Here is an 11,933-nt window from a genome sequence, read left to right on the forward strand (position 1 = left end):
TGAGACACCTGTTTTGGCGTGAGGGAACAAGATGCAGTTAATCGTGGTAAGTGGACGTTCGGGCTCCGGTAAAACGGTAGCCCTGCGAGTGCTGGAAGATCTGGGTTACTACTGTGTGGACAACCTGCCGGTCAATCTGTTGCCCCAGCTGATTGTCTCGGTGGAGAGCCAGTACGACAAGCTGGCGGTCAGTATTGATGTGCGCAACCTGCCGAGCGATCCGGAGAAACTGGAAAATTTGCTGGCTCAAGTGCGCAATGAGGGGCGGGTAGAGTTCTCCAGCTTCTTCTTCGACGCCGACAACGGCACCCTGCTCAAGCGCTATGGCGAGAGCCGCCGTTTGCACCCCCTCTCGCGCAACAAGCTGTCGCTGGATGAGGCGATTCGGGAGGAGACCCACCTGCTGGCGCCCATCTCCTCGACCGCTGACCTGCGTATCGACACCACCACCCTCAGCATTCACGACCTGAGCGAGCTCATCAAAACCCGGGTACTCGGCAAGAAAGAGAACGAGCTGGTGCTGGTGTTCGAGTCGTTCGGTTTCAAATATGGCATCCCCAAGGATGCCGACTTTGTGTTCGATGCCCGCTTCCTGCCCAACCCGCACTGGATCCCCGAGCTCAAGCCGTTTACCGGCAAGGATGAGCCGGTCGCCAACTACCTCTCGGCGCAGGCTGACGTGATGCTGTTTACCCAGCAGATCGAGAACATGCTGGTGACCTGGTTGCCCCATCTGGAGCGCAACAATCGCAGCTACCTCACGGTCGGCATCGGTTGCACCGGTGGTCAGCACCGCTCGGTCTTTATTGCAGAGCGGCTGGCCAGTGCATTCCGTTTGCTCGGCAAGAACGTGCAGATCCGCCACCGCACTCTCGACAAGAGTGCCCCCCAATCCTGACGGACCAATAGGACGATCCGATGACTGTTTCCGCCTCGGTTGAAGTGAAAAACAAGCTGGGTATTCATGCCAGACCGGCCATGATGCTGTTCGAGCTGGTGCAGGGTTTCGATGCCCACGTGCTGCTGCGCAATGAAGATGGTGTGGAGGCCGATGCTGACAGCATCATCGGCCTGCTGATGCTGGATTCCGCGCAAGGGCGGCAGGTGGAAGTACAGGTTGAGGGCCCCGAAGAGGTCGAGGCCCTGGCCGCCGTGGTGGAGCTGTTCACCTCCGGCTTCAATGAGGAGTAGTCACTCCTCGTTCTTCTTCTATTCCTTTCACTTGTATTCGGTCGCGCTATTGCGGCATGACATGGCTGACTATGTAGTTCCATGGAGAAATGAGAGTTAGGCGCAGCCTAACAGGCTGCAGGCTGATGCAATAGACCGTTGCCGCGTTAGCTGGCCGATGAGACATTGCTGACTCCAGCCCGGTTCTGATAGCGCACATCCTCTTCAATGGTGACCACCACTTCCAGCGGCTTGCCGGAGCGTAACACCGATATGGTCAGCTTGGTGCCGGGGCGGCTCTCGGCGATCTTGTCCAAGGCGGCTCTGGGACCGCTGATGGCTTCACCGTTGATCTTGAGCAGCACATCCCCTCGTTGCAGACCGCCTTTGGCTGCTGGACCGTAGGGATCCAGACTCTTCACTACCAGACCACGCAGATCGCCGAGATTCATCATCCGCGCGATTATCGGGTTGATCTCGACGCTGGATATCCCAAGGTAGCCTCGAATGACCCTGCCATTGGTGATCAGCTCATCCATGATCCGCTTCGCCAGCCGGTAGGGGATGGCAAAGCTGATGCCGTAGCTCTCCTGATTGCCGTTGAGGTGATAAGTGGCGGTGTTGATGCCCACCAGATCGCCACGGCCGTTGACCAGCGCGCCACCCGAGTTGCCCTCGTTGATGGCGGCATCGGTCTGCAGCAGATCCTGCCGGCCATTGCTGTCGGGCCCCATGCTGGAGAGACCGGTGCGGCCAGTCGCGCTGATGATGCCCTGGGTGATGGTCTGGCCGACGTTGTAGGGATTGCCGATGGCGAGTACTACATCGCCCACTTCTGGCAACCGCTCCGGATCTTGCGGGATTACCGGCAGGTTATCTGACTCGATATAGAGCACGGCAAGGTCGGTAAGCGGGTCTGTGCCGACCAGCTCGGCACTGAAAACCCGGCCATCCTGCAGGGCTACGATGATCTGGTCGGCGTCAGCGATGACGTGGTAGTTGGTCAGCACGTAGCCGCGCTGGGTCATGATGACGCCGGAGCCCAGTCCTTGTGGACGCAGTTCTCCCTGATTGCCCTGGTTAGGAGCAAAGCTGCGGGTGTAGATGTTGACGACGGCGGGGCCGGCCCGATGAGCGGCATAGGAAAAACTCAGTTCTCGGGCATTGGTGATGAGCCCCGGGAGTTGGGCGCCACCGCGAAAATTGGGAAACAGCAGCAACAGCAGCGCCGCGACGGTCAAACCGAAACCGACAGACTTGCCCAAGTAACTGACTAAAGGGGAAATTTTCATGTCATTCTCATCCGTACAGGCTGCGCGCAGAGAATAACACTATCGATGGATAAAAATCACCCGCGGTGAAGGCCGCGGGTGATAGAGGGGTTGGCGAACAACTTGAGCGTTAGCGGATCACCAGATAGAGCGAGGAGTCGCCGCGCTGGATGTTGAGTGCCAGCACGTCAGGCTTGTTCTTGAGCGCCTTGGTCAGCTCGCCCAGGGTGTTGATGCGCAGGCGGTTGACCCCGATGATGATGTCACCCTTCTGCAGGCCGGAAGCGGCTGCCGGAGAGCGAGGATCAATATCGGCCACCGCAACACCGGAGACCGGGTCGGTAGTGGTGCTCAGCTTGGCCCCTTCCAGTGCTGGATGCAGCGCGCTGGCGCGTACTTCGCTGTCATCGGCCTGCTTCAGGGTCACCTTGGCAGTTTGTGACTTGCCATCGCGGATCAGCCCCAGTTCGACCTGCTTGCCAGCGCCCATGGTGGCGATCTTGGCGCGCAGCTCGCCGAAGGAGCGAACCGGTTTGCCATCGATGCTGACGATGATATCGCCAGCCTTGATGCCCGCTTTGTCGGCCGCCGAATCAGGCATGACCTGATTGACGAAGGCACCATCCTTCTTGTTGTAACCGAAGGTTTTGGCGATGTCGGAGGTGAGCTCGGTGCCGGTAATACCCAGCTGGCCGCGACGCACTTCACCGTACTTGACGATCTGCTCGGTCAGATCCCGCACCATGTTGGAAGGGATGGCAAAGCCGATGCCAATGTTGCCGCCGTTCGGGCCCAGAATCGCGGTGTTGATACCGATCAGCTCGCCACGCAGGTTGAGCAGGGCTCCTCCGGAGTTACCGGAGTTGATGGCCGCATCGGTCTGGATGAAGTTCTCCAGATTTTCGATGTTGAGGCCGCTGCGACCCAGCGCACTGACAATACCGGAGGTGACGGTCTGACCCAGACCAAACGGGTTGCCGATGGCCAGCGCATAGTCACCTACCCGCAGCTCGTCGGAGTCGGCGAACTTGATCTGCACCAGATCCTCGGCCTTGATTTGCAGCAGGGCAATGTCGGACTGCTTGTCTTCACCGATCTTCTTGGCCGCATATTCACGACCATCCTTCAGGTTGACCTTGATCTCGTCCGCCTCGTGCACCACGTGGGCGTTGGTGATGACGTAACCCTTCTTGGCATCGACGATGACACCGGAGCCGAGCGCCTGGAACGGCTGCTCGCTCACCTGTTCATCGGGCATGTTGGGGCCGAAGAAGAACTTGAACTGTTCCGGCAGACGCTGACGGGTAATTTTTTTGCCAGAAACCGAGATATTGACCACCGCCGGGGTGACCTGTTCGAGAACAGGCGCCAGGCTTGGCATCTCCTGATTAGAGCCTAACAGGGAAGGCAGTGCGGCCTGAGCAGGGGCCGCAGACATGGCGATACCGACGCTGAGGGCTAGCACACTGAGCATGGAAAGAGGTTTACGCATATGAAAAACAGCTCCCAGAAAAAGTTGCATTGCAATCGTCAAGGTCAGACCACAGGGCTGGCCAATTAGTTCCGCGAGGAACTAATTTGGTTGTTTGAGCAGTCCGGAAGAGGCGCCGGCATAGTCGCGAGGCGGTACGCCCGGCTCATCTGCTTCTTTGGTTGGGGCTTCTTCTACCAATGATTCACGGAACAGGGGTTCCTGTGCCTTGGCCAGGAATTTGCTCTGCTCGGCCATGTGGCGATAGAGGGTCTGATACTGCTCGGCCAGTTGCTCCATCAGCGCGGCGCTGTCGGCGAAGTGGGTATTGATTTGGCCCTGATAGCTTTCAAGCTCCTTGTGGGCCTTTTTCAGTTCCTGTTCCAGACGGCCGGCATCGCGGCTGCGTACCGAAAAACGGCCGAGAACGATACCGATAATCAAGGCCGCGACAGCCAGCAGGATCCCAGTTAACAGACTCATAGATGCTCCTTGTTACAGCTAAAACAGAGTGGGTTTATGCGGTCGTCATAACCGCCATGCCTTGATGGCACTATACCGTGCGTCCTGAGGCCGTGATACCATTTTGTCCTCGATTCAGGGACTTGGAGAGGCGCTCAAGGATGACACCGCAGCAAAAATACCAGCAGGATCTGCTGCGCCCCGGCTTTGTGGCCGACCCCGCGCAGGGGATGGCCATTAGCAGGCTGGAGCGACTGTATCAGGATTTGCTACGGCGCCCGACTCCGACCAGATCTCGAGGGTTGCTGGGTTGGCTGCAAAAGCCCAAGCCGCCGGAGCCCGTCCTCGGTATCTATATGTGGGGCGGAGTGGGCCGAGGCAAGACCTGGCTGATGGATACCTTTTTCGACAGCCTGCCGGGGACGCGCAAGATGCGCAGCCATTTCCACCGTTTCATGCACCGCATTCACGATGAATTGCAGGGGTTGAGCGGGCAGTCCGATCCCCTCAAACTGGTGGCCAGCAAGCTTGCCAGCGAGACAGACATCATCTGTTTCGACGAATTTTTTGTCTCCGACATCACCGATGCCATGTTGCTGGGCACGCTGTTTCAGGAGCTGTTTGGTCACGGCGTTGTGCTGGTCGCCACTTCAAATATTCCGCCGCAGGATCTTTATCGCAACGGGCTGCAGCGAGCCCGTTTTCTGCCAGCTATCGAGCTGATCGAGCGTCATTGCGAGGTACTTAACGTAGATGGCGGTATCGACTATCGCCTGCGTACGCTGGAACAAGCGGAGATTTATCACTGCCCGCTGGACTTGCAGGCAAAAGCCAATCTTGACCGCTATTTTCAGCAATTAACCGGTGGGCACACGGCTTGCGAGGGGACGTTCGAGGTCAATCATCGTCAGCTGACGTCGCTCGGAATGGGGGAAGGGGTGCTCTATATGGAATTTGAGCAACTTTGCTGTACTCCCCGCTCCCAGAACGACTATATCGAGCTGGCCAGACTGTTCCATACTGTTCTGCTGGCCAATGTGCAGCCAATGGGCACAGGCACGGATGACGCGGCTCGCCGCTTCATTGCCATGGTCGATGAGTTTTATGAACGGCACGTCAAGCTCATTATGTCGGCGGCGGTTCCCATGGCAGAACTCTACGGTGAAGGGCTGCTGAATTTCGAATTCCAACGCTGTCTTTCACGGCTTCAGGAAATGCAATCGCACGAATACCTTGCCAGAGTGCACCTTCCTTAGTCACAATACCGCGCCTGCCAGTCGGATGGGCATCTGCGGCAGGTAGGGCCGGGCGACATTTGCTGGTTTCATGGCAGTGAAATTAGCAGGTGATATTTAAGGCAACTTCACTTATAATCGCCCGGCCCACGTTACAGCTGTCGATAAGACAGCAACACTTTAAGCTTTACTTGTATTCGAAGGGGTACAGGTAGGCCATCGTTTGTTGTTTGTGGGAGAGCCCCCATAAACAATTGGGTCTGTAACAGGTAATTGGGTTTAACTTAATGAAAACTTTCGTTGCCAAGCCAGAAACCGTAAAACGTGACTGGTACATTGTGGACGCAGAAGGTAAAACTCTGGGTCGTATCGCAACCGAGATCGCTGCTCGTCTGCGTGGTAAGCACAAAGCTGAATACACTCCGCACGTTGACACCGGTGATTACATCATCGTTGTAAACGCTGAGAAGGTACGTGTTACCGGTAAGAAAACTACCGACAAAATGTACCACGCTCACTCCGGTTTCCCGGGTGGTATCAAGTCCATCAGCTTCGACAAGCTGATTCAGCGTAAACCGGAAATGGTAATCGAAGCTGCTGTTAAAGGCATGCTGCCGAAAGGTCCTCTGGGCCGTGCCATGTTCCGTAAACTGAAAGTTTACGCAGGCGCCGAGCACGCTCACGCTGCTCAGCAACCTCAAGTACTGGATATCTAATCGGGAACTGGCAACATGGCAGAAAATCAATACTACGGTACCGGCCGTCGCAAAAGCTCCACTGCTCGCGTATTTATCAAAGCGGGTAGCGGTAAGATCGTAATCAACCAGCGCTCCCTGGAGCAGTACTTCGGTCGTCCGACTGCCCGCATGGTAGTTCGTCAGCCGCTGGAACTGGTTGAGATGACCGAGAAACTGGATCTGTACATCACCGTTAACGGTGGTGGCATCTCCGGTCAAGCTGGTGCGATCCGCCACGGTATCACTCGTGCTCTGATGCAGTACGATGAAACCCTGCGTTCCGAACTGCGTAAAGCAGGCTTTGTTACTCGCGATGCCCGTAAGGTTGAGCGTAAGAAAGTCGGTCTGCACAAAGCTCGTAAGCGTCCGCAGTACTCCAAGCGTTAATTCGCTTTCGGTGCTCACTCTTTCGAGTGTCAAAAAAGCCTGGCAACCGCCAGGCTTTTTTTATTGGTAATATTACCGACATCAATGCTAACCACGCGTCACAAAAGACAAAAAATTGTTTCTTTATTGTTTTTATTGCTCACCGCTCTTTCTTGTCAAGTTGTTATCTTTTCTTTAAAATTTCCCCTGTTTTCTGTGGCAATTGTAAATCCAGCTTCCGCCGCTGTTGTCACGGGAAAAATGGGGAACAGGGACACTATAAGAATGTGCGGAGTCCACATGGGAGAGTTTTTGGATGAGCAATGCGCCAGTTGATACCGGTCGCCGCAGATTTCTTACCTGGTCAACGGTTGCCGTTGGTGGGGTAGGAGCTGCGTTTACCGCAGTGCCGTTTATAAAGTCATGGAATCCGAGTGCCAAGGCCAAAGCAGCCGGTGCACCGGTTGAAGTCGATATCAGCAAGTTGGAACCGGGTCAGCTCATCCGTGTCGAGTGGCGTGGCAAACCCGTCTGGGTGGTGAAACGCACCAAGCAGACGCTGGATGCCCTGGCAGCACATGATGACAAGTTGCGGGATCCCTCATCAGAAGAGCCGCAGCAGCCTGACTATGCCCATAACGGGTACAGATCGATCAAGCCCGAAATTTTTGTCGCGGTCGGTATCTGCACCCATCTCGGGTGTTCACCTTCTTATCTGCCTGACAGTTTTGGTGAGCAGGTGCAGGGGGTTGCGTCCGGCTTCTTCTGCCCGTGTCATGGCTCCAAGTTCGATATGGCTGGCCGTGTGTTCCAGGGGGTGCCTGCACCACTGAACCTGGTTATTCCGCCGTATCAATTCATTAACGACACCACCATTCTGGTCGGTGCCGATGGCAAGGAGGCCTGATCATGTTGAGCAAACTGATGGGCTGGATTGACGATCGCTTTCCGCTTACGGCCATGTACAACGACCACATGGCCAAGTATCCGGCTCCGAAGAACCTGAACTTCTGGTATTTCTTCGGTTCGCTGGCCATGTTGGTGCTGGTTAACCAGATCATCACCGGCATCTGGCTGACCATGAACTACAACCCCTCTGCGGAAGGTGCGTTTGCCTCCGTCGAGTACATCATGCGGGATGTGGAGTATGGCTGGCTGCTACGTTACATGCACTCTACCGGTGCCTCTGCCTTCTTCGTGGTGGTCTACCTGCACATGTTCCGAGGTATGATTTACGGCTCTTACCAGAAGCCGCGCGAGCTGCTGTGGATTTTCGGCATGCTGATCTTCCTGGTGCTGATGGCGGAAGCCTTTATGGGCTACTTGCTGCCCTGGGGACAGATGTCATTCTGGGGGGCCCAGGTCATCATCTCGCTGTTTGGTGCCATTCCGGTCATCGGTGACGATCTTACCCTGTGGATCCGTGGTGACTACGTTATCTCTGGTGCGACCCTGAACCGCTTCTTCGCGCTGCACGTCATCGCGTTGCCGCTGGTTTTGGTGATGCTGGTTGCCATGCATATCCTGGCGCTGCACGAAGTCGGCTCCAACAACCCGGATGGCATCGATATCAAGAAGCACAAGGACGAGAACGGCTGGCCGCTGGATGCGGTGGCGTTCCACCCTTACTTCACCGTCAAGGATATGATCGGTGTGGCCGGCTTCCTGTTCTTCTTCTGCGCCATCATCTTCTTCAAGCCGGATATGTGGGGTTACTTCCTCGAGAAGCCGAACTTTGAAGTGGCCAACGGCCTGAAGACTCCGGCTCACATCGCGCCTGTGTGGTACTTCACCCCCTTCTACGCGATTCTGCGTGCGGTACCTGACAAGCTGCTTGGCGTCATCATGATGGGCCTCTCTATTGTGGTGTTGTTCCTGCTGCCCTGGCTGGATCGCTGCAAGGTGCGTTCAGTACGCTATCGCAGCAAGCTGCACAAGCTGAACATCGCCCAGTTTGTGGTCTGCTTCATCATTCTGGGGGTGCTGGGTGTACTGCCGTCGACGCCGACTCTGACGCTGGTTGCCCAGATCTGTACCTTGGGTTATTTCGGTTTCTTCGTGCTGTTGTTCTTCTACAGCAAAAACGAACGCACCAAGCCGCTGCCGGAGAGGGTGACATTTAAATGAAAAAAATAATATTTGCAGTGCTGACCCTGCTGCCCTCTCTGGTGTTTGCCGCTGGAGGTGCGGTTGCACTGGACAAGGCCAATTACGATCTGAGTGACAAGGCATCCCTGCAACGCGGAGCGGCCACCTTCATGAATTATTGTGCCGGCTGCCACTCTACCCAGTACCAACGTTACAACCGGGTTGCTGCCGATCTGGAGATCCCTGAGGATCTGATGAAGGAGAACCTCATTTTCACCGATGCCAAAGTGGGTGATCTGATGAAGAGTGCCATGTCCGAGAAGGATGCCGCTAAGTGGTTTGGTGCGCCGCCTCCCGACCTGACTCTGGTAGCCCGAGTACGTGGTGCGGACTGGATTTACACTTATCTGCGTTCTTTTTACGTGGATCCGACCCGTCCGTTTGGTGTGAATAACGTGGTGTTCCCGTCAGTGGGCATGCCCCATGTGCTGGAGCCGCTGCAGGGGACTCCCCGTGCCGAGTTCGCGACTCACATGGTCGATGGCGTCGAGACCCAGCAGGTTGTCAGCATCAAATCTGACGGCAACGGTGAAATGGATGACGAAGAGTATGATAAGACGGTACTGGATCTGGTAAACTTCTTGGTCTACTCGGCTGAACCGGTACAACAGGAGCGTGAACGCATGGGCTTCTGGGTGCTTGGTTTCATCGTGATCTTCTTCATCTTTACTGTGCTGTTGAAGAAGGAATTCTGGCGCGACGTTCACTAAGCGACCAGATCCGGGTAATATAATGCACGGCAATGAAGACCAAGATGCTTCATTGCCGTTTCTGCTTTTTTATGACGGGAGGGTTCAATGGCTGTAGCTGCCAATAAGCGTTCGGTAATGACGCTGTTTTCCGGTGCCAACGATATGTTCAGCCATCAGGTGCGTATTGTCCTGGCGGAGAAGGGTGTTAGTGTGGATATCTGTCAGGTTGACCCAGCCAATCTGCCGGATGAGCTGGCCGAGCTGAACCCGTACAACTCTGTACCGACCCTGGTTGATCGTGAGCTGGCACTCTACACCTCACGCATCATCATGGAGTATCTGGACGAACGCTTCCCGCATCCACCCCTGATGCCTGTTTATCCGGTTGCGCGTGGTAACAGCCGCCTGATGATGCACCGCATCGAGCTGGACTGGTATTCCCTGGCTGACAAGATCATGGCCGGTAGCGATGCAGAAGCCGCACGCAACGAACTGCGTGACAACTTGCTCGCCATTGCACCGATCTTCGGTGAAATGCCCTATTTCATGAGCGAAGAGTTTGGTCTGGTAGATTGCTATATGGCTCCGTTGTTGTGGCGTCTGCCGAGCCTGGGTATCGACTTGACCGGCCGTGGCGCCAAAGAGCTGAAGGCCTACATGGTTCGTCTGTTCGAGCGTGAGTCCTTCCAGGCATCCCTGACCGAAGCCGAACGCGAGATCCGTGCTGGCGTATGAGCATGGAACCGACAATGACGCCGAGTCGCCCGTACCTGTTACGGGCGTTCTTTGACTGGTTGCTGGATAACGATCTGACTCCCCATCTGGTGGTCAACGTCAACATTCCCCATGTGATGGTGCCGATGCAGTTTGCTCAGGACGGGCAGATTGTGCTGAATATCGCGCCCCGTGCCGTAATGCAATTTCACATGGATAATGAGGCAATCAGCTTCAGCGCCCGCTTTGGCGGGGTATCCCAACAGGTCTATATCCCGATGGCGGCCGTGCTGGCTATCCATGCTAGGGAGAACGGCGTGGGAACCCTGTTCCCCCCCGAGCCTGGTTACGATATCTGGCTGGAGCAGGCCGAAGCACCGGTGGAGCCAGAGCCGGAACCGCCGCGTCCAAGCGGTCGTCCGACCCTGAAAGTCATCAAATAAAAAACGCAGCCAATTGGCTGCGTTTTTCATATCCGTAATTATCAGTTCTGGGCGTATTCGAATGCCTTGATGACTCGCTTCACACCGCTAACGTGGCGAGCGATGTTGACCGCCTGCTCTCCCTCCTGACGGGTGACAAGACCAATCAGGAATACTTCGCCGTTTTCGGTGACCACCTTGACCTTGGCGCTATCGAAGTTTTTGGTGCCGAACATGTCGGCTTTCACCTTGGAGGTGAGCCAGGTGTCATTGCTGCGTGTGGTCAGGCTGACTGGCTGACCAAGGCGTAACTCGTTGTAGACGTGGCGGACCCCCTCGATGCGGCCAACAATCTTGCCTGCTTCCAGCTTGTAAACGTCAGAAGGTGTCTGACCGACCAGCAGCACGCGGCCATTGTTGCTGTAGACGCTGATCTTGCTGGCTGCGCTGAGCGGTTTGTTGTCGGCCAGCAGATTGGCTGCTTTCAGCTCGATGCTCTGGTCATCCCACTGGGCGCTCATGGTACGGCGGTCGCCAGAAACCTTGGCGGTACCAGCTGCTCCGCCAACCACCACGGCAGCACAGCCCTGCAATAGCAAGGCGCTGGCTAGCAGGCCAAGGATGAGTATCTGCTTGTTCATGGTTTCAATCTTCCTGTTGCGGGAAAAGAGTCTGGTCGATGAGATCACACAGACAGTGCAGGGTCAACAGGTTGACCTCAAGAATACGGGGGCGGCGGGCAGAGGGTACTCGGATCTCCACATCGTTTGGCCCCAGCAAGCCAGCCATTTCGCCACCGTCGCCGCCGCTCAGCACCACTATGGTCATGTCGCGGGAGAGAGCTGCCTCGGCCGCCTTGATCAGGCTTCGGCTGTTGCCCGTGGTGGTGATGACCACCAGAATGTCGCCAGGCTGGCCCAGCGCGCGGATCTGCTTGGCGTAGACCTCTTCAAAACCATGGTCGGTGGCGATGGCGCTGATGGTCGCCATGTCCGGGGTCAGAGCCATGCCGGGAAGAGAGGGGCGCTGGGTCTCGTAGCAGTTGACCAGCTCGGAGATGAACAGTTGCGCCAGTGCGGCAGAAGGACCGTTACCGCATGCCAGCACCTTGTGGCCATTGAGCAGGCAGATGGTGATCATCTGGGCTGCAGTATGGATGGCATCCGGCAGCGCCTCGGCGGCGGCTATTTTGGTCTGGATGCTTTCGGTGTAGTTCTCTTTGATGCGGTCAGTCATAGGGTCCTC

The 11,933-nt window shown here is 56.2% G+C and carries 15 protein-coding genes; 10 read left to right on the top strand and 5 right to left on the bottom strand.

The window, feature by feature from the left end:
- Nucleotides 1-31: 31 nt before the first annotated feature.
- The gene (gene rapZ / locus G5221_RS13730) at nucleotides 32-898 is read left to right on the top strand and encodes an RNase adapter RapZ (RefSeq protein WP_021231839.1); all 867 of its coding nucleotides are present in this window, start codon (nucleotides 32-34) and stop codon (nucleotides 896-898) included.
- Nucleotides 899-918: 20 nt separating this feature from the next.
- Nucleotides 919-1,191 carry a PTS phosphocarrier protein NPr gene (npr, locus tag G5221_RS13735; RefSeq protein ID WP_005336318.1) on the top strand — a complete coding sequence of 91 codons (273 nt, stop codon included), beginning with the start codon at nucleotides 919-921 and terminating at the stop codon, nucleotides 1,189-1,191.
- A 146-nt stretch (nucleotides 1,192-1,337) separates the two neighbouring features.
- On the opposite strand, the gene degS is transcribed toward npr, so the two are convergent.
- The 3 genes from degS to G5221_RS13750 all read right to left on the bottom strand — a co-directional run bounded on the left by degS (nucleotide 1,338) and on the right by G5221_RS13750 (nucleotide 4,395).
- Complete coding sequence (gene degS / locus G5221_RS13740; RefSeq protein ID WP_421206659.1) at nucleotides 1,338-2,462, bottom strand: outer membrane-stress sensor serine endopeptidase DegS; 1,125 nt, start codon at nucleotides 2,460-2,462, stop codon at nucleotides 1,338-1,340.
- Nucleotides 2,463-2,571: 109 nt separating this feature from the next.
- Nucleotides 2,572-3,933, bottom strand: coding sequence for a Do family serine endopeptidase (locus G5221_RS13745; protein WP_005336295.1), 1,362 nt, complete (start codon nucleotides 3,931-3,933; stop codon nucleotides 2,572-2,574).
- Nucleotides 3,934-4,014: 81 nt separating this feature from the next.
- Nucleotides 4,015-4,395 carry a YhcB family protein gene (locus G5221_RS13750; protein WP_216952219.1) on the bottom strand — a complete coding sequence of 127 codons (381 nt, stop codon included), beginning with the start codon at nucleotides 4,393-4,395 and terminating at the stop codon, nucleotides 4,015-4,017.
- Between the two features lie 140 nt (nucleotides 4,396-4,535).
- Between G5221_RS13750 and zapE the strand changes: the two genes are divergently transcribed.
- The 8 genes from zapE (at nucleotide 4,536) to G5221_RS13790 (ending at nucleotide 10,709) form a co-directional block, all read left to right on the top strand.
- The gene (zapE, locus tag G5221_RS13755; RefSeq protein ID WP_421263412.1) at nucleotides 4,536-5,630 is read left to right on the top strand and encodes a cell division protein ZapE; all 1,095 of its coding nucleotides are present in this window, start codon (nucleotides 4,536-4,538) and stop codon (nucleotides 5,628-5,630) included.
- A gap of 266 nt (nucleotides 5,631-5,896) precedes the next feature.
- Nucleotides 5,897-6,325 (top strand): 50S ribosomal protein L13, encoded by a 429-nt coding sequence (gene rplM / locus G5221_RS13760; protein WP_005341737.1) that lies wholly within the window; start codon nucleotides 5,897-5,899, stop codon nucleotides 6,323-6,325.
- Between the two features lie 15 nt (nucleotides 6,326-6,340).
- Nucleotides 6,341-6,733 (top strand): 30S ribosomal protein S9, encoded by a 393-nt coding sequence (gene rpsI / locus G5221_RS13765; protein ID WP_005336286.1) that lies wholly within the window; start codon nucleotides 6,341-6,343, stop codon nucleotides 6,731-6,733.
- Nucleotides 6,734-7,028: 295 nt separating this feature from the next.
- On the top strand, nucleotides 7,029-7,619 hold the full coding sequence (gene petA / locus G5221_RS13770) for a ubiquinol-cytochrome c reductase iron-sulfur subunit (RefSeq protein ID WP_216952217.1): 591 nt from the start codon (nucleotides 7,029-7,031) through the stop codon (nucleotides 7,617-7,619).
- Between the two features lie 2 nt (nucleotides 7,620-7,621).
- Nucleotides 7,622-8,839: a cytochrome b gene (locus G5221_RS13775; protein WP_005341735.1), complete on the top strand. Its 1,218-nt coding sequence runs from the start codon at nucleotides 7,622-7,624 to the stop codon at nucleotides 8,837-8,839.
- Nucleotides 8,836-9,570: a cytochrome c1 gene (locus G5221_RS13780; protein WP_201938939.1), complete on the top strand. Its 735-nt coding sequence runs from the start codon at nucleotides 8,836-8,838 to the stop codon at nucleotides 9,568-9,570. Before G5221_RS13775 ends, G5221_RS13780 begins: the two co-directional genes overlap by 4 nt.
- An 87-nt stretch (nucleotides 9,571-9,657) precedes the next feature.
- Complete coding sequence (gene sspA / locus G5221_RS13785) at nucleotides 9,658-10,287, top strand: stringent starvation protein SspA (RefSeq protein ID WP_421263413.1); 630 nt, start codon at nucleotides 9,658-9,660, stop codon at nucleotides 10,285-10,287.
- Nucleotides 10,284-10,709, top strand: coding sequence for a ClpXP protease specificity-enhancing factor (locus tag G5221_RS13790; protein WP_041234002.1), 426 nt, complete (start codon nucleotides 10,284-10,286; stop codon nucleotides 10,707-10,709). The genes sspA and G5221_RS13790 overlap by 4 nt, the downstream gene beginning before the upstream one ends.
- A 41-nt stretch (nucleotides 10,710-10,750) precedes the next feature.
- Here the strand turns inward: G5221_RS13790 and dolP are convergent, their stop codons facing one another.
- Both dolP and G5221_RS13800 read right to left on the bottom strand, forming a co-directional pair.
- Nucleotides 10,751-11,329: a division/outer membrane stress-associated lipid-binding lipoprotein gene (gene dolP, locus G5221_RS13795; RefSeq protein ID WP_227341815.1), complete on the bottom strand. Its 579-nt coding sequence runs from the start codon at nucleotides 11,327-11,329 to the stop codon at nucleotides 10,751-10,753.
- Between the two features lie 4 nt (nucleotides 11,330-11,333).
- Complete coding sequence (locus G5221_RS13800; RefSeq protein ID WP_005341724.1) at nucleotides 11,334-11,924, bottom strand: D-sedoheptulose-7-phosphate isomerase; 591 nt, start codon at nucleotides 11,922-11,924, stop codon at nucleotides 11,334-11,336.
- Nucleotides 11,925-11,933 lie beyond the last annotated feature (9 nt).

The sequence above is a fragment of the Aeromonas sp. 602200 genome (genome assembly GCF_049173895.1).
In the GTDB taxonomy this organism is placed as follows: domain Bacteria; phylum Pseudomonadota; class Gammaproteobacteria; order Enterobacterales; family Aeromonadaceae; genus Aeromonas; species Aeromonas veronii_A.

What these genes read in the sequence shown, in the direction of transcription:
- degS (WP_421206659.1), bottom strand. Translation starts at nt 2,462, where the DNA reads ATGAAAATTTCCCCTTTAGTCAGTTACTTGGGCAAGTCTGTCGGTTTC.
- G5221_RS13750 (WP_216952219.1), bottom strand. Translation starts at nt 4,395, where the DNA reads ATGAGTCTGTTAACTGGGATCCTGCTGGCTGTCGCGGCCTTGATTATC.
- G5221_RS13745 (WP_005336295.1), bottom strand. Translation starts at nt 3,933, where the DNA reads ATGCGTAAACCTCTTTCCATGCTCAGTGTGCTAGCCCTCAGCGTCGGT.
- npr (WP_005336318.1), top strand. Translation starts at nt 919, where the DNA reads ATGACTGTTTCCGCCTCGGTTGAAGTGAAAAACAAGCTGGGTATTCAT.
- rplM (WP_005341737.1), top strand. Translation starts at nt 5,897, where the DNA reads ATGAAAACTTTCGTTGCCAAGCCAGAAACCGTAAAACGTGACTGGTAC.
- rpsI (WP_005336286.1), top strand. Translation starts at nt 6,341, where the DNA reads ATGGCAGAAAATCAATACTACGGTACCGGCCGTCGCAAAAGCTCCACT.
- zapE (WP_421263412.1), top strand. Translation starts at nt 4,536, where the DNA reads ATGACACCGCAGCAAAAATACCAGCAGGATCTGCTGCGCCCCGGCTTT.
- G5221_RS13780 (WP_201938939.1), top strand. Translation starts at nt 8,836, where the DNA reads ATGAAAAAAATAATATTTGCAGTGCTGACCCTGCTGCCCTCTCTGGTG.
- dolP (WP_227341815.1), bottom strand. Translation starts at nt 11,329, where the DNA reads ATGAACAAGCAGATACTCATCCTTGGCCTGCTAGCCAGCGCCTTGCTA.
- G5221_RS13775 (WP_005341735.1), top strand. Translation starts at nt 7,622, where the DNA reads ATGTTGAGCAAACTGATGGGCTGGATTGACGATCGCTTTCCGCTTACG.
- G5221_RS13800 (WP_005341724.1), bottom strand. Translation starts at nt 11,924, where the DNA reads ATGACTGACCGCATCAAAGAGAACTACACCGAAAGCATCCAGACCAAA.
- sspA (WP_421263413.1), top strand. Translation starts at nt 9,658, where the DNA reads ATGGCTGTAGCTGCCAATAAGCGTTCGGTAATGACGCTGTTTTCCGGT.
- G5221_RS13790 (WP_041234002.1), top strand. Translation starts at nt 10,284, where the DNA reads ATGAGCATGGAACCGACAATGACGCCGAGTCGCCCGTACCTGTTACGG.
- petA (WP_216952217.1), top strand. Translation starts at nt 7,029, where the DNA reads ATGAGCAATGCGCCAGTTGATACCGGTCGCCGCAGATTTCTTACCTGG.
- rapZ (WP_021231839.1), top strand. Translation starts at nt 32, where the DNA reads ATGCAGTTAATCGTGGTAAGTGGACGTTCGGGCTCCGGTAAAACGGTA.